The organism is Prosthecobacter fusiformis (assembly GCF_004364345.1).
Taxonomy (GTDB): Bacteria; Verrucomicrobiota; Verrucomicrobiia; order Verrucomicrobiales; family Verrucomicrobiaceae; genus Prosthecobacter; species Prosthecobacter fusiformis.
This window is the reverse complement of sequence record NZ_SOCA01000001.1, coordinates 850426-867000: the sequence shown is the minus strand read 5'-3', so window position 1 is coordinate 867000 and position 16575 is coordinate 850426. Positions and strand designations below refer to the sequence as shown.

Annotated in this window: 12 protein-coding genes and 1 tRNA gene; 4 read left to right on the top strand and 9 right to left on the bottom strand. The window is 57.7% G+C overall.

The features are described 5' to 3' along the window. Positions 1 to 25: 25 nt before the first annotated feature. The 3 genes from EI77_RS03285 to EI77_RS03275 all read right to left on the bottom strand — a co-directional run bounded on the left by EI77_RS03285 (position 26) and on the right by EI77_RS03275 (position 4781). Positions 26 to 1300: a type II secretion system F family protein gene (locus EI77_RS03285; RefSeq protein WP_133793319.1), complete on the bottom strand. Its 1275-nt coding sequence runs from the start codon at positions 1298 to 1300 to the stop codon at positions 26 to 28. A gap of 115 nt (positions 1301 to 1415) precedes the next feature. Continuing rightward, entirely contained in the window at positions 1416 to 3071 is a 1656-nt protein-coding gene (locus tag EI77_RS03280) for a GspE/PulE family protein (protein ID WP_133793318.1), read from the bottom strand. A gap of 57 nt (positions 3072 to 3128) precedes the next feature. Then, entirely contained in the window at positions 3129 to 4781 is a 1653-nt protein-coding gene (locus tag EI77_RS03275; RefSeq protein ID WP_133793317.1) for a GspE/PulE family protein, read from the bottom strand. 511 nt (positions 4782 to 5292) lie between these two features. Here EI77_RS03275 and EI77_RS03270 point away from each other — a divergent pair. Beyond that, complete coding sequence (locus tag EI77_RS03270) at positions 5293 to 6330, top strand: DUF3500 domain-containing protein (protein ID WP_133793316.1); 1038 nt, start codon at positions 5293 to 5295, stop codon at positions 6328 to 6330. Positions 6331 to 6412: 82 nt separating this feature from the next. Here EI77_RS03270 and panB read toward each other — a convergent pair whose 3' ends face one another. Further along, positions 6413 to 7183, bottom strand: a complete 771-nt coding sequence (panB, locus tag EI77_RS03265; protein WP_133793315.1) for a 3-methyl-2-oxobutanoate hydroxymethyltransferase — start codon at positions 7181 to 7183, stop codon at positions 6413 to 6415. Positions 7184 to 7449: 266 nt separating this feature from the next. On the opposite strand from panB, the gene EI77_RS03260 reads away from it, so the two are divergent. Continuing rightward, positions 7450 to 8520, top strand: coding sequence for a dipeptidase (locus EI77_RS03260; protein ID WP_133793314.1), 1071 nt, complete (start codon positions 7450 to 7452; stop codon positions 8518 to 8520). Positions 8521 to 8522: 2 nt separating this feature from the next. Here EI77_RS03260 and EI77_RS03255 read toward each other — a convergent pair whose 3' ends face one another. Next, positions 8523 to 9395: an RpnC/YadD family protein gene (locus tag EI77_RS03255; RefSeq protein ID WP_133793313.1), complete on the bottom strand. Its 873-nt coding sequence runs from the start codon at positions 9393 to 9395 to the stop codon at positions 8523 to 8525. A gap of 142 nt (positions 9396 to 9537) precedes the next feature. On the opposite strand from EI77_RS03255, the gene EI77_RS03250 reads away from it, so the two are divergent. Both EI77_RS03250 and proS read left to right on the top strand, forming a co-directional pair. Then, positions 9538 to 10095: a hypothetical protein gene (locus EI77_RS03250; RefSeq protein ID WP_133793312.1), complete on the top strand. Its 558-nt coding sequence runs from the start codon at positions 9538 to 9540 to the stop codon at positions 10093 to 10095. Between the two features lie 83 nt (positions 10096 to 10178). Further along, a complete protein-coding gene (proS, locus tag EI77_RS03245; protein WP_133793311.1) occupies positions 10179 to 11693 on the top strand; it encodes a proline--tRNA ligase in 1515 nt (504 codons plus the stop codon). 84 nt (positions 11694 to 11777) lie between these two features. On the opposite strand, the gene EI77_RS03240 is transcribed toward proS, so the two are convergent. The 4 genes from EI77_RS03240 to ileS form a co-directional block, all read right to left on the bottom strand. After that, complete coding sequence (locus EI77_RS03240) at positions 11778 to 11957, bottom strand: hypothetical protein (RefSeq protein WP_133793310.1); 180 nt, start codon at positions 11955 to 11957, stop codon at positions 11778 to 11780. A gap of 45 nt (positions 11958 to 12002) precedes the next feature. Continuing rightward, on the bottom strand, positions 12003 to 13502 hold the full coding sequence (locus tag EI77_RS23715) for an SGNH/GDSL hydrolase family protein (RefSeq protein WP_243838649.1): 1500 nt from the start codon (positions 13500 to 13502) through the stop codon (positions 12003 to 12005). An 83-nt stretch (positions 13503 to 13585) separates the two neighbouring features. Then, positions 13586 to 13670, bottom strand: a tRNA-Leu gene (locus EI77_RS03230). Positions 13671 to 13805: 135 nt separating this feature from the next. Then, on the bottom strand, positions 13806 to 16550 hold the full coding sequence (gene ileS / locus EI77_RS03225; RefSeq protein ID WP_133793309.1) for an isoleucine--tRNA ligase: 2745 nt from the start codon (positions 16548 to 16550) through the stop codon (positions 13806 to 13808). Positions 16551 to 16575 lie beyond the last annotated feature (25 nt).

Here is a 16575-nt window from a genome sequence, read left to right as displayed (position 1 = left end):
AGGTTGGGGGGCTTGCGGGTTGGTTCTATGAACCGCTGCTGAGGCCTTTGATCACCTCGATAAGCGGAAGGAAAAGGGCCATAACGATGACTCCGACGACGACGGCCAGGAGAACGATCATGAGCGGCTCGAGCATGGAGGTCAAAGCGGCGACGGCGTTGTCCACTTCATCCTCATACACATCGGCGATCTTGAGAAGCATTTCTGGGAGCTGGCCTGTTTCCTCGCCGACGTCCACCATGGAGATCACCATCGGTGGGAAGACGTTGCTGGCCTCAAGAGGAGCTACCATGGATTCACCTTCTTTGACGGCATCATGCACTTTGGTGATGGCATCGGAAATAACGACGTTGCCAGCGGTTTCGCGGGTGATGTTCAAGGCCTGGAGAATCGGGACACCAGAGGTCACAAGTGTGCCCAGGGTGCGGCTGAAACGGGAGATGGCAGTCTTGCGCTGGACATCACCAAAGAGCGGCATCTTGAGTTTAAGCCGGTCAATGACGCGGCGACCGCCGACAGTGGCGGAATAAAGTTTCCAGAAGATGACGATCACGGCAGCACCGAGGACGAGGTAAATAAAGTTACCCTGCATCCACCGGCTGAAGCCGATGACGACTTTGGTCAGGCCTGGGAGCTTGTCGGCGGAGCCCAGCATGTCTTCGAAGATCTTCTCGAAGCGCGGAACGATGACGAGCATGAGGAAGACCATGATGAGCACGGCGATGATCATCACGATGATGGGGTAAACCATCGCGGCGACGACCTTGTTCTTCAGCTTCTGGGCCTTTTCCTGGTATTCGGCAAGGCGGTTAAGGACGACTTCAAGAACACCGCCAAGCTCACCAGCTTTCACCATGTTGATGTAAAGCTTGTTAAAGATCTTGGGATATTGGGAGAGGGTCTCGGAGAAGGTACTGCCGGTCTGGACGTTTTCTGCGATGGTGGAGACAGTGCTCTTCATCACCGGGTTTGGCTCCTGGCGGGCGAGAACGGTGAGTCCGCGCAGAAGGGGCAGGCCGGAATCAATAAGGGTGGCGAGCTGGCGGGTGAAGATCATGAGGACCTTGGCCTTCACTTTGGCTCCTGCGCCTGCTTTGACGCTTTTGCGGTTCTGGGCACCGGCGGAGGCTTTTGCGCGTTTTTTCACTGCCGCGTCGCCCTTGCCCTCCTGAGCTACCTGGGTCGGGTAAAGCTGGCTTTGGCGGAGGAGATTGATGGCCTCGGCTTCGGTAGAGGCATCAAGTTCACCGGCGACTTCTTGCCCGTTTTGATCAAGGGCGATGTAGTGGTACTTCGGCATAGAAAAGGGCGCTGAGGGGGTTCTGAAACGTTTTTGAGATTACCGGGTCGGGAGGTGCAATGTCCAACAAATAAATGCTGTCCCAAGCGACAAAGCGCCATTTGGGACCAGAGGGTCAGGTGTATTTGAGGACTTCTTCGATGGAAGTTTCACCATCGTAAATGTTACGCAGACCATCCTCACGCAGAGTCAACATGCCGAGCTCAATGGCCTTTTGTTTCAAGACGAGCGTGGGCGCTCTCTGGGTGATGAGCTCGCGGATGGGATCGGTAACGTGAAGGAGTTCATAGATGCCCTTACGGCCTTTGTAACCGCTGCCGCCGCATTTTTCACAGCCGTTGCCGGTGTAGAACTGTTTTCCACCGATGTCTGACTGGCTCAGATTGAGCTGGTTCAGAATGGAAAGGCTGGGTTCATAAGCCACGCGGCAGTTTTTGCAGACGGTGCGCAAAAGACGTTGGGCAAGCACACCTTCCAGAGTGGCGGAGACCAGGAAGGGCTCCACGCCCATGTCCACCAGACGGGTGACGGCACCGGCAGCGTCGTTGGTATGGAGGGTGCTGAGCACCAAGTGTCCTGTGAGGGAGGCCTGGATGGCGATCTGGGCGGTTTCTTTGTCGCGCATTTCCCCCACCATGATGCGGTCCGGATCCTGACGAAGGAAGGCACGCAGGGCACGGGCAAAGGTGAGGCCGACGGCGTCGTTCACGGGCACCTGCATGACACCATCCAACTCATATTCGACGGGGTCTTCGGCCGTCAGCAGCTTGGTGTCGATGGTGTTGATGCGGCGAAGACAGGCGTAAAGCGTGGTGGTCTTACCTGCCCCGGTAGGGCCGGTCACGATGAAGATGCCGTTCGGTTTGTTGATGGTCTCAGTGATGTAATCAAAGAGATACGGGGGCATGCCGAGCTGCTCCAGGTCCAGGTTGACCGAACTGCGGTCAAGAACACGAAGCACGACTGATTCACCATGCTGTGTGGGCAGGGAGCTGACGCGCATGTCCACGGGCTTGCCATTGACGGAGGTCATGATGCGTCCGTCCTGGGGGATGCGGCGCTCAGCAATGTTCATGCTGGACATGACCTTGATGCGTGAAATCACGCTGGTGGCCAAGTGGACTGGCGGAGGTGCCATCTCATAAAGTGAGCCGTCCACACGATAGCGGATTTTGAACTCATGCTCAAACGGCTCAAAGTGGATGTCCGAGGCACGTTCCTTGATGGCCTGGGTCATGACCAGGTCCACAAATTTGACAATGGGTGCCGAGTTGGCCTCCATTTCAGGCGAATTTTTGGAGTCCTTCAGACTTCCGAAGATTTCGTCAATGCTAGGAGCGGCGGTCCCGTAATGCTTATCAATCAAGGTCTGCACCTGGGTGCGGCGTGCAACGACAGGAACGACGGTTTTGTCGAGACCGAAGCGGAGATCCTCGACAAGCTGAGGATTGAGCGGGTCAGTAAAGGCGACGTGGAGCCCCCTGCCATCCAGGGTGATGGGAAAGGCACCGTAAAGACGGGCCATGCCAGCGGGGATGAGGCCGATGACGGAGGGAGGGGGCTCGAATTCCTTCAGGTCAAAATGATCCGCGCCAAGCTCTTCGGCGACCAAGGCCCAAAATTCGTCTTCGCCAGTGAAGATGCCGTAATCGAGCACGACCTGGAGGATTTCTTTGCCATTTTGGACGGCATCATGGGTGATGTCATCAGCCTGGCCGCTGTCGATCAAGCCGCGGGCTTGAAGCATATCTACCACATTCTGGACTGTCATAAAAGGGGGGGAGGTCGTTCGTTCGAGGTTTATGAATTCGCGGTCAGGTCCCGGGCATCAATCGGCGTCTGCCATGGTGGCTTCGATGACTTCCTCAGCCGTGGTCATGCCGGCGAGCACTTTGCGGACGCCGTCTTCACGGAGGGTACGCATGCCGAGCTCGCGGGCGCGTTTGCGGATCTGGGGCGTGGTGAGCTGCTGGTTGATCATGTTGCGGACTTCGTCATCCACCTTGAAAATTTCATCAATCACCATTCGGCCTTTGAAGCCAGACTGGCGGCATTTGTTGCAACCTTTAGGCCCCATGATGTTGGCATTGAAGAGCTGGCTGGCTTCCAATCCCAGGCTGCGCAGCTCGCGGTCACTGAGTCCGGATGGCTGCTTGCATTCGCTACAAAGTTTACGGACGAGGCGCTGGGCGAGGATGCCGCGGACGGCGGATGCGATGAGGAAGGGCTTCACGCCGATGTCCGAAAGACGGGCGACGGAGCTAGGGGCATCATTGGTATGGAGAGTACTAAAGACCAAGTGGCCGGTGAGGGAGGCATTGATGGCGATGGAGGCGGTTTCGAGATCTCGAATTTCCCCGATCATGATGATGTTCGGCGCCTGACGAAGGATGGCTTTGAGGGCCGCACCGAAGCTCATGCCGACATCCTCACGGACCATGACTTGGTTGATGCCTGCCAGCTCGTATTCCACCGGGTCTTCCACGGTGATGATTTTGCGGTCAGGCCGGTTGATGAAGTTGAGACAGGCGTAGAGCGTCGTCGTTTTGCCTGAACCGGTAGGGCCGGTGACGAGAACGATGCCGTCTGGCAGGGTGATGAGTTTTTCGAAAGTGTCCTGGTCATCCGAAAGGAAGCCGAGATCGGCCAGACCGAGGCGGAGGCTGCTCTTGTCCAGCACACGCATGACGACGCTTTCCCCGTTGTTGGTAGGGATGATGGAGACGCGCATGTCCAACTCCTTGTCGTTGAAGGCCATCTGGAGACGACCGTCCTGCGGGACGCGCTTTTCATCAATGCTCATGGAACCGCACATGATCTTGATGCGGGCAATGATGGAGGAATGGAGGCGTTTTGGGTGGTGCTCCACATCATGAAGCACGCCGTCAATGCGGAGGCGCACGCGGACGTCTTTTTCCAGCGGCTCGATGTGAATATCAGAGGCGCGATTTTTAAAGGCCTCCATGAGTATGTTCGTCACCAGTTTGATGACGGGGGCATCGCCTTCGCCCGCAGCGCCAGCACCTTTGACATTGCCGAGGCCAAAGATGTCATTGCCATAAATATTGGCCTGGAGGGTCTTGATGAGTGCCGGGGTGGAGCAAAAGATTTCCAGGTCCGGCTGGAGGACGTGGGGCAGGGAATCCAGGGTCTCGAAGTCGTAAGGGTCTGCCACCACCACCTGCATGGCGGAGCCGTTCATGCCTAGAGGGGCGACTTTGTAGCGCTGGGCGACTTCCATCGGCACCAGGGCTTTGAGCGCAGGTCCGGCGGCGAAACCATGAAGGTCCACGTACTCCATCCCGGAATTGACGGCGACGGTCTGGGCGACCTGCTCGTCACTGACGACGCCGGTTTTAATCAGGCACTCAAGCAGCGTCTCGGTAGGCTTCTTGGTCGTCTTGGTCTGTTGGATGTCACGGTCGGAAATGAGCCCTGACTCAGTCAGCAGTTCCAGGAGATACTCTTCGTTTGAATACATGCGGCGGGGGGTTCGCGGAAATTTTTTGGAGAATAATCAAAGTAGAGGATTTTGGCGTTGAGTGTCAATCACGGCGGGCGCTTGCTGATGATTTCTTTTGAGAGACCGACGCTAGGTGGATATGAAGAGTCTGGCATCCCAGGGGCCGGATGGCACGGGCCTTCGGGGATGGGCACTCCCATGGATTTTGGGGGTTCAGGATGGGGATGGGGAAGAATTTCTATTTTTCCCCATTTGGGGATTTTCTGGCCTATATTGTTGTAAGCCAACGGATTGTGCATGGGGATTGGATTCCCCATGCGGTGGGGAATGGGGAAGGATGGGGATTTGGGGATGCACGTTTTTTGCTCACAAAAACGGGGTGTTGGATATGCTTTAATACTATCTTATGATAGCTGAAGAACGCGGCCGGTGCAAGGTGGGAGGCTGGGAGGAAAACTGCCGGTGAGGTGTGTTGGATGACAAACTGGGCTTGTGACGAGCGTTCGTTACTGGCATTCCTTACCTTCCTATGTTTCGTTTACCCCTTGTTTCGCTGGCTTGTGCTGTTGTTTTTTCCCTTTCTGCGGGGAGGGCTCATGAGGCTGGGGTGCAGATGGCCGAGGTGGCGAATGTGTTTCTGCTGTCCCTGAATGAGGAGCAGAAGGCGAAGGCGACGTTCAAGTTTGAAGATGAGGAGCGCATCAACTGGCATTTCATCCCGCGTGAGCGCCTGGGCCTGCCGATGAAGGAGATGACGCCGCAGCAGAGGCTGCTGGCGCATGCGCTGATGAATACGGGAATGGGGTTCCGCGGAGCGGCGAAGGCGGTGACGATCATGTCCCTGGAGGAAGTGCTTTTCCAAATGGAAGGTGCGGAGGAATCCAAGCGGGCGGCCGCGCGTGAGAAGCGGGATCCAGAGAAGTACTTTGTGAGCATTTTCGGCACGCCGGACCCGAAGGGGACTTGGGGCTGGCGCATTGAAGGGCATCACATGTCCCTGAATTTTACGATCAAGGATGGCAATCTGCTGCGTGCGACGCCTTCCTTCATGGGGACGAATCCGGGTGAGCTGCGCCAGGGGCCGCTGACGGGACTGCGGGTGCTGGGCAAGGAGGAGGATCTGGGCCGGGAACTGGTGAAGTCCCTGGATGAGGCGCAGTTCAAGGTGGCGCTGGTGGATGTGGTGGCACCCAAGGAGATGCTGACTGAGGCTGCGAAGAAAGTGGACCCTCTGAAGCCTGAGGGGCTGGCGGATACGGAGCTGAATGCGGTGCAGAAGGCGAAGCTGCGTGAGATCATCGACGAATACCTGGGCCGTCTGCGCCCGGAAATCGCGGCGGAAACTTGGGCAGAAATCGAGAAGAGCGGTCCGGTTTTCTTTGCCTGGGCAGGTGGCAAGGAACGTGGTGAGCCGCACTACTATCGGGTGCAGGGGAAGACTTTCCTGATCGAATACGACAACGTGCAGGGCCAGGCGAACCACCCGCACAGTGTGCTGCGCAGCTTTGACGGTGACTTTGGCCGGGATCTGCTGGCGGAGCACTACAAGGATGCTCACGCGAAGTGAGGTTGGTGGGCAGGTGACCGCAATGCTGAGGTCGAGGGGTTCGTGCGTCGCGCTGCGGCAGGGAGCCGGGGGAGTAGGCTGATCAGGAGGCGGTTTTTGCCGTCACTTCGGTCATCCATTCTTTGACGGCGCGCTGGATTTCGCTGGCGACATCGGCGCGGGCTTTGGCGAAGGGGGGGCGGAACCAGGGGAAGCTGCCGATGAGGTCTGGGGTGACGAGGACTTGCGCATCGGTACCTGAACCGGCACCGATGCCGATGGTGGTGGCTTTTACCTGGCGGGTGATTTCCGTGGCGACATCGGGAACCATGCTTTCGAGGACGATGGCGCAGGCTCCGGCGGCATCGAGGGCGAGGGCATCGGCGATGAGTTGCTCTGCCTGGGCGGGGGTTTTGCCCTTCTTTTTATAACCGCCCTCCTCAACGACACTCTGAGGGAGCATGCCGATGTGTCCGACGAAGGGGATGCCTGCCTGGATGATGGAGCGGACTTGCGGGATGAAGGGAACGCCGCCTTCCAGCTTTACGGCATCAGCTCCGGCCTGAATGAGGCGGCGGGCATTGGCAAGGGCCTGGTCTGGGGTGTCGTAAGTATGAAAGGGAAGGTCTGAGATGACGGGGACTCTTTTCACGCCGCGGCGGACGGCGGCGGTGTGGTGGAGCATCATGTCCAGGGTGACGCCGGTGGTATCCGGCAGTCCCAGGACGACCATGCCGAGGGAGTCGCCAACGAGGAGGAGGTCAATGCCGGCTTCATCCAGTAATCGTGCTGTGGGGTAGTCGTAGGCGGTGAGGACGGTGACACGTTCACCGGCTTGTTTTTTTAAGGGGAGGTCGGCGAGGGAGGTCAACATGGCGGGGGATGGAACCATTCGCAGGAGAGGGCGGAGGTCAATGAGGGAGCGGGGTTCTTATCCTGTAGAGATGAGGGTATCCGGAATGAGAGAGGGAGGGGCAAGAGGGGTTTCGGCGGGAGTTGGAAAAGAGTGGAAAGGTTTGGGCTTCGAGGTGGCTGTCCGCTCAGGGGACTGAGCGGGCTACTTCCAGCAGGTATATCAATATGGAAGCTGGTGCTTTCTGTGCGCATAAAGTGGGGATTGGGCACGTTCCAGTCTCACCCATGCTCACTTTTGACGCTCATCTGGACCTCAGTCTGAATGCCCTGGAATATAACCGCGACCTGCGCCTGCCAGTGCATGAGATACGCCGCCGGGAAGAGGGGATGATGGATCTCAAAGGACGGGCGGCAGGGACGACGGCGTTTCCAGAGATGAGGAAAGCGGAGGTGGGGCTGTGTGTGGCGACGCAACTGGCGGGATGCATGGTGGGGGCGCGACCCATGGCGAACTGGATGTCCCCCGAGCAGGCCTATGCGCAGACGCAGGGGCAACTGGCCTGGTACAGGGCGATGGAGGAGGACGGGCAGATGCGGCAGATCCTGGATCTGCGTGGGCTGGAGGCGCTGGTCCAGCTTTGGACGGACGGGACGCCGAGTGAGGGCAAGCCGATCGGGTACATTTTGAGCCTGGAGGGTGCGGACAGCATCCGCCGGGTGGGAGACCTGGAGCGGCATTGGGAGCAGGGGCTGCGGGCGATGGGGCCTGCGCATTATGGGGTATGCCGTTATGCGCTGGGGCATGACCAGGTAGGCGGGCTGCCTGCGCAGGGGAAGGAACTGATCCGGGAGATGGACCGGCTGGGGATGATCCTGGATGTGACGCATCTTTCAGATGGCTGCTTTTGGGAGGCGCTGGATCTTTTTCAAGGGACGATCTGGGCGAGCCACAGCAACTGCCGTGCGCTGGTGCCGGATGTGCGCCAGTTTAGCGATGAACAAATCAAGGCATTGATTGAGCGAGGGGCGGTTTTAGGCGCGGCGCTGGATGCCTGGATGATGATCCCGGGGTGGACCCGCGGGAAGACGACGCCGCAGGAGGCGGGACTGAAACTGGAAGTGATCTGCGATCATATCGACCACATCTGCCAATTGGCGGGGAATGCGTTGCATTCAGGAATCGGCACGGATCTGGATGGCGGCTATGGGACCGAGCAAACGCCTGAGGACCTGGATACCATCGCGGATCTGGTGCGTATCCCCGACCTGCTGGCGAAACGGGGCTATGCGTCAACAGACATCGAGAACGTGATGAGCGGGAACTTTTTGCGCGTGCTCCGGAAGGCGTGGGCGTGAGGTCAGCCGTCCAGGCGCTTTTCAAATTCCGCGAGGGATTTGCACCTGAGCGCGATCTGGAACCACTGCCTGAGCAGGACTGCGTCATTGACGGCTGCGATGCGGCTTTGCAAGGGAAGTGGAATTTCTCCAAGGTGCACGCTGAGGACATCCAGCAACGAACCACGCAGGCCCTTCACCAGGCCTTCTTCTCGACCCGCCTCACGGCCTTCTTCCCGGCCTTCTTCCCGGCCTTCCTGCTTGATCATTTCGTAGAATGGGGATTCGATCATAAGCTCTCTCCTTCGTTCGATGATTTGCTGGGTGACTAGAGTGTCTCGCATGCCCATAAAAATGACAAAAATGGTCAGAAGATCACTTCTCTCGGTTTTAGATACGGGTGCCGTGTGCAATAAGTTATCCACTTTCCCTGCGGCTGCAACGCCATCGTGTGTCAGGGGGCTCAGTGCCCAAAGCCAGGGCTGGTCAGTGGCGAGCAGGTCTGCCGCCTCGATTTCCCAGATCTTAACGAGGCGAAATTCAAACCGGCGGAGTGGACCCCGCTCAAAAAAGTCCCGCGCAGCTGAATGCGGGTTAAAAAGGAGCATGATGGGAATGACGGGGAGTTTATGCCGCCTCATTCTTTGGACGGTATAGGCGACGAGATCGAGAATCTTGTCCTCCTGCCATCGTGTTTGAAACTCCACCAGCACAATGCCCTCGCCACCCTGCATATCCGTAAACTGGGCGGCATAATCGCAGCGGAGAAGAGCTGTCTGTTCCTGCGGCAACTCATCCAGGGTGCGGAGTTCTCTCAATTCCAGGCCAGCGATGGTGCGCAATATTCCGGTGCCGCCCATTTCCATGAGCCGTTTGATGGCGATGTCATAATGCATGAGAATTAAACTTGCCGGAATGGTGTGTTTGCCAAGTGGAGGATGTGGCTCTGATTTAGGAGGCGGACTGTAATTTTCGATAAATATGATTGATCCGTTGATGTGGAATGGGCAGTTTGCCGGTGTTATTTTTAACGCTCGTATGAACAACGTCCGTTCCTATTTACTGGCATCCGCATTTTTATTTTGTTTGACTGGGGTAGGCAGCCAGGTGCAAGGCCAAACGGCCCCTCCTGCTGCGAGCAGTCTGCGGGATGTGAGCGGACTGAAGTTAAACTGCCCTGTCACTTTAGAGAAAAAGGTGTCAAAGCCCATTCCTGGCCTCGACGACTTGCTTGTGAGCCGGGAGTCTTTGGGGGCGGTGGCGGAGGGCGTGGAAGTCAGTATAGAATCCCAAGAGTTTAAGGACATCAGTATTCTCAGTCTTCAAGGAGCTGCTGGCGGATCAGCTGATGGCATCAGTAAACTGGAGGGCATCCAGAACCCTACCCGAAACATCCAGGACGTGGTCATTCCAGGGGCGGATTCGGCGGTCCGGCTTTCCTTCAAGGCGAATCGCTTTGGCAAAGAGTTGCGGGTGGAGGGTGTCTATGTGATCAAGGGCTCCCGCTACTGGATGGTCATGTGTATTTTTGAAAACACGGGTTCGCGTTCTGTTTTCATCGGGGAAACGATCGTGAAATCGGTGCGGTTTGAGTGATCTGGCTGGCGTGCAGTTGTTCATCGAACGAACAGGCCGATGATTGACCGTTGGCCGAATGGTCTTACTATGCGAGTCCGATCATGAGCCAAGCCCCTGCTATTTCCCCGACCCGCGAGAAAGATTTTCCTGAGTGGTATCAACAAGTCGTCCGAGCCGCCGACATGGCGGAGAACTCGGAGGTGCGTGGGTGCATGGTGATCAAGCCGTGGGGCTATGGACTGTGGGAGAACATCCAGAAGCAACTGGATGTGAAGTTTAAGGAAACGGGACATGTGAATGCCTATTTCCCGCTGCTGATCCCGCTGAGCTATCTGGAGAAGGAAGCGCAGCATGCGGAAGGTTTTGCCACGGAGTGTGCGGTGGTGACGCATCACCGGTTGGAGGCGCAGAAGCAGCCGGACGGAACGACCAAGATGATCCCAACCGGAAAACTTGAGGAGCCTTTTGTGATCCGGCCGACATCCGAGACGATCATTGGCGCGGCCTTTGCGCGCTGGGTGCAGAGCTATCGCGACCTGCCATTGCTGATCAACCAGTGGGCCAATGTGATGCGCTGGGAGATGCGGCCTCGCCTGTTCTTGCGCACGGCGGAATTCCTGTGGCAGGAAGGGCATACAGCGCATGAGACGGAGGAGGAGGCGATGGAAGAAACCAAGCTGATGCACAAGGTGTATGCCGACTTCCTGCGCAACCATCTGGCTATCCCGGTGATCCCTGGGGAGAAGACGGAGAACGAGCGCTTCCCTGGTGCGGTGAATACTTTTACGGTGGAAGCGATGGTGCAGGACCGGAAAGCGATCCAGGCGGGGACGTCCCATTATCTGGGGCAGAACTTTGCCAAAGCGGCGAACATCCAGTTCCTGGGCCGTGACAACACGCGCCAGTTTGCACACACGACGAGCTGGGGCATGAGCACGCGACTGATCGGTACGCTGATCATGGCGCATGGGGATGATGACGGTGTGATCATGCCACCACGCATGGCTCCGTACCAGATTGTCATCCTTCCGGTTACGCCGAAGCCGGATACCCGGCAGGAGGTGATCGATGCCTGTGAAGCGCTGGCGAAGACGCTGCGGACGCAGACTTTCCATGGTGAACTGCTGCGGGTGCATGTGGACAAGCGCGACCTGCAGGGCGGGGCGAAGAACTGGGAATGGATCAAGAAAGGGGTGCCTCTGCGTGTGGAAATGGGGCCGCGTGACATCACCAGCCGCAGCGTGGCGGTGTGCCGCCGTGACCAGGGACCGAAGGCCAAGGAGATCGTGGGCAAGGAAGACTTCCTCCGCGATGTGACGGAGAAGCTTCAGGAGATCCAAGATGCATTGCTGGCCCGTGCGACGGAAATGCGGGATGCAAACATGAAGAAGATGGAGACGATGGAGGAATTCCAGGCATTCTTTGCTGAAGGCAGCCCAGGCGGCTTCGCTCTGATGCACTGGGCCGGGAGCAATGAGGAGGAAGACAAAATCGCCAAGGATATGAAGGTGACGATCCGCTGCGTGCCGATCAGCGATGAGTTTGCTGAGGAAGGGAAGTGTTTCCTGACGGGCAAACCCAGCAGCAAGAGGGTGATTTTTGCGAGGAGCTATTGATCCTGCGGTCTCGTTGGTTCAGGGGTGGCCCCGTTTCGCGCGGGGCTGCCTTGAATACGGTCATCGGTGCTGCGATGATGGCGCTTACGGAGGTGTTAGGGTGGGTTCGCTTTTGAGTTTTTCCCGAGAGGCTTTGTTGGCCTCGATAGCTCTTCTGACGGCGGGGTCATCGATGACCTTCAGCATCCAGAGGGTGAGGATGCCGAGAATGATAAGAAGGAGCGTGAGGATGTACGGGCCGGGTCGCTTGGGCAAGGAGGGCATGGGGCGAGTCTGCAATAGTCATGCACGGTCGTCCACAACGTCTGGCTATGGCAGGTGTGCTTTCAAGGCTTCCGCCCAGATGGCATATCCCTTCTGGCTGGGGTGGACGCCATCGGGCATGATGTCTTTGGACAATGTGCCATCGGGTTCCAGCCACTTTTCCGTGATGTCGAGAAAGGTGACGCCTGGTTTGCTGCCCAGTGGTGCCAAGCGTTGATTGATGTCTTTCAAGAGTGCACGTCTGGGTTCGGTGGCGGATTTTCCACGGGGGAAGATGGCCATAAGGATGATCTTTGCACCGGGGCATTTGGTCTGGGCTTTTTCAATGATGAGAGTGATGCCTTCAGCGATCTCTGCCGGGGTATTGTTTCGGGCATTGACGGTCTTGGAAGTGTTGTTCGTGCCGATGTGGATGATGATAGTCTTGGGGGTAAGACCATCGAGTTCACCTAACTGAATGCGTTTCAGGACGTTTTGAGTGCGGTCCCATCCGAATCCGAGATTTAGCACGCGGCGGTCGCTGAAAAGAGTATGCCAGGATTCAGTGCCGCGGGTGCCTTTTTTGTCGCCACTTGGCTGACCGCCCCAGAAATGGGTGATGGAATCACCAATGAGGATGATTTCGGGGTTGATGCTGTCCTTGATCTCCATGACCTCGGCATGACGCTGCTCCCATTCGTAGCCGTCCTTTTCCAGTTTGCCGACGGGGATGATGGCGGTGTTGACCGTGGTGAGTGTGGGAATGATCTTGGTGATGGAGCCTGCGACCTTTTCGGCCATGCGGGTATAACCAGCATTGCTGAAGTGTACGTCTTTGGGGTTTTGCAGCGTGGTCAGGTCAGGCTGGATCCAGGTATAAAGATCGTTGATGCTGATGCCGTGCTTTTGCATGACGCGCGCGGCGACTTCGTTGCGGGCGATGATATCGGCATTGGTAGCGTCTTTCATACCGCCTTCAGCCACGGGTGTGGTGCTGGCCCAGATGACTGTGGCACCGGTGGCTTTGAGTTGGGTGGCAATGGCGTCCAACCGTTGCTCGTAATCGGCCAGGGGAGTCTTGCGGTCATGGATGCCGAAGTTGAAATGAATGATGTCCCATTTGCCCTGGCCTAACCAAATGGACAGTTTTTTGAGGCCGTTGGTAGTGGGGCCGCAATTTTCCGGGGCACGGTGAAGATTGGCCGTGCCCGCCAGGGCTTTGCGGGTGGCCAGGGTATATCCCCGTGAGATGGAATCCCCGATCAGCAGGACGCGGGGGAGCTTGGGATCATCCTCCACGTAATCCCAGGCGGTGACTTTGCCTTCCAGTTTCTCCCGCTGATAAATAGGGAGATAAAAACCCATGCCCAGGTTTTCCTCCAAAACGGTTTCCCAGGCCTGCTGTTCAGGTGGAAGAGTGGCTTTCCAGAGGGCGAATTTTTCAGACAGGTCCTTTTGAGCGGCGACTTTTTTCTCGGCCAGTTCTTTGGCGTTGGTCGGTTCTACAGAACGTATGACCAGGGTAGAGAAAAGGAGGACAGATAGGGAGCGGAGCAGAAGACGCATGAATGAGGGACTACGTGCGCATCAAAAGACATCTTCCATGGCAGGGCAAGGGTGGAAGTCTGCCTACCCTTTTAAGACAAGGGTGCCGCTGGCCGGACTCGAACCGGCAAGGGAGTTACCTCCCAGCAGATTTTAAGTCTGCTGTGTTTACCATTTCACCACAGCGGCATGGGGAATGTGAGCACTCATTGTAGCTGGATTTGGCAAAGGGCCAAGAATTTCATTCCAGATAAAATGAGTTCTTTGAAATCAGAGGGGTGTGACAACCAGACTTATTTGAAGTCTGGGCGCCACAAACAGTGATTAACTCACGGCTTCGGCGCAGCGGACGCAGAGGGTTGGGTGCGCTTCGACGGTGCCGACATCGGGGAGGAGCTTCCAGCAGCGGGCGCACTTGGGGTTGGTGCAGACGGTGACGGAGGCGGCGAGGTCGGTGCCGGACTTGGTGATGTTGAGGTCGCTCAGGATGAAGAATTCCTGCAGGGTTCCGAGATCGCCAAAGACGGTGTGGTCGAAGCCTTTCTCTGGAAGGGTGAGGGAGACGGTGGCTTCGAGGTTAGAGCCGATTTTCTTTTCCTGACGGGCTTTTTCGATGGCCTGCTGGATGACGGCGCGGGCCTGCAGGAGCTGATCCACGGCTGTGGCGGCGTCCTCGCTGGGGGCGAAGTCGGGATTTGGCTGTGGGAAGAGCTCCATGTGGAGGCTGTCCGCATGACCCAGATGCTCCCAGGCCTCATCGGCAGTGAAGGCAAGGATGGGAGCGAGGAGGCGGCAGAGGGTCTCGGTGATTTCGCGGATGGCTGCCTGGGTGGCGCGACGGCGCGGGCTGTCGGCCGCATCGCAGTACATCCGGTCCTTGGTGATGTCGATGTACAGGGAGCTGAGGTCGCCTGTGATGAACTGGTTCACTAGGGTGAAGACTTTGCGGAAATCGTAAGTGGCGTAGGCTTCCACACAGTCCTTGGTGAGGGTATGGAGACGCTCGAGTATCCAGCGGTCGATTAGAGTCGAACCTGGATTTTTTGATTCCTGATTTTTGGGCTCGTCATGAAGATTGCCTAACAAGACGCGTAACGTGTTGCGGATGCGGCGGTAGTTTTCGCTGTTCTGTTTGAAGAGATCTTCAGAGAAGGGCACCTCGTTTTGGTAGTCCACGCTTGCAACCCAGAGGCGGACCATATCGGCACCGTAGGTGTTGTAGTAGTGGTCGGCGGTCATGGGTTTGGCGCTTTTGCCTGCTGCACCCTGGTCGCTCTTGCTGATCTTTTTGCCGCTGGTGTCCACGACGAAGCCGTGGGTGATGACGCTCTTATATGGAGCGGCATTGCGGGCGACGATACTCATCATGAGGCTGCTCTGGAACCAGCCGCGATGCTGGTCGGTGGCCTCAATGTACATGTCAGCCGGGGCATGGAGCTCGGGGTGCTGATCGAGCACGGATACGTGGCTGCAGCCGGAGTCGATCCAGACGTCGAGGGTGTCGTTTCCACGCTTGGTGTCCGCAGGCAGGCCGACGGCGTCCGCCCACCAGGCGTCGTCTTTTTCGAACCAGAGATTGGTGCCCTGTTTTTCGACAATGTCAGCCACCTTACCGATGATGGCGGTGTCCATGATGATGGTGCCTTCCGCTGTGTAAAAGACGGGAAGCGGGACGCCCCAGGTGCGCTGGCGACTGATGCACCAGTCCGGGCGGCTTTCCACCGTCCCGTAGATGCGGTTACGTCCCCAAGCGGGCAGCCAGGTGACTTTGTCGATCTCGGTCAGGGCACGGGCGCGGATGTCGTCGATCTTGATGAAGAACTGCTCGACGGCACGGAAGATGATGGGCGTCTTGGAGCGCCAGCAGTGAGGGTACTGGTGGACATACTTTTCGTTACCCAAGAGAGCACCTTTTTCTTCGAGGAGGGCGATGATGCCTTCATTGCTCTGGAAGACGTGTTTGCCGACGAACTCGGGCAGGCCGACCTCGGCGGTGTATTTGCCATCGGCATCCACCGGGGAGAGGATGTCGAGACCGTGCTCCCGCCCGGCTTGATAGTCGTCCGCGCCATGGCCTGGGGCGATGTGGACGGCACCGGTGCCGGTGTCATCGGTGACAAAGAGGGTGTTGATGACTTTGGACGTGCGGGGGAGGAAGGGATGCTGCGCTTCCTGGCCTGCGAGGTCCTTGCCTTTCAGCTTCGTGACGGGCTGCTCGGCATCGAGCTTGAATCCGGTGCTGGCGGAGAAAGCCTCGACACGGGAGGTGGCGATGGTGAGTTTTTCCGTGCGGCCGTTTTCGTGGATGAAGGTGCCGGCGGTGTATTCGAACTCCGGATGGAGGGCGATGGCGAGGTTGGCCGGGAGGGTCCAGGGGGTGGTGGTCCAGATGACGAGGGCGGAGTCATTTGGCAGCGCAAATTTGACGAAGACAGCGGGGCTAGTCTTCTCTTTGTATTCGACCTCAGCCTCAGCGAGGGCAGTCTGGGCACCGTAGCTCCAGAGGACGGGGCGCTTCATACGATAGACGAGGTTTTGCTCCACGGCCTTGCCGAAGGTGCGAAGGATCCCGGCTTCATAACCGGGATTGAGGGTAAGATAGGGGTTCTCCCAGTCGCCGAAGACGCCGAGGCGCTTGAAGCTGTTGCGCTGGATGTCGATGTATTTGCGGGCTTCTGCCTCGGAGCGCTGGCGGACTTCCACAGGGGTGAGACCGGCGGCTTGTTTGACAACTTTGAACTCGATGGGCAGGCCGTGGCAGTCCCAGCCGGGGATGAAGGGCGCGTGGAAGCCGGCCATGGTCTTGGACTTCACGATGAGGTCCTTGAGGATCTTGTTCAGGGCGGTGCCCATGTGCACGTCGCCATTGGCGAAGGGTGGGCCGTCATGAAGGATGAAGGTGGGCTTGCCTTTGGACTGGGCCTGGATGCGCTGGTAAAGCTTGCCTTCCTGCCACTTGGCCAGACGCTGAGGCTCCCGGGCGACGAGGTCCGCCTTCATGGGGAAATCGGTCTTCGGCAGGAGGACGGTGTCTTTGTAATTTTTGGCGGGGGCTGGCTCGGCGCTCATGGGAAATTCGGGAAAAGGGCAGAGA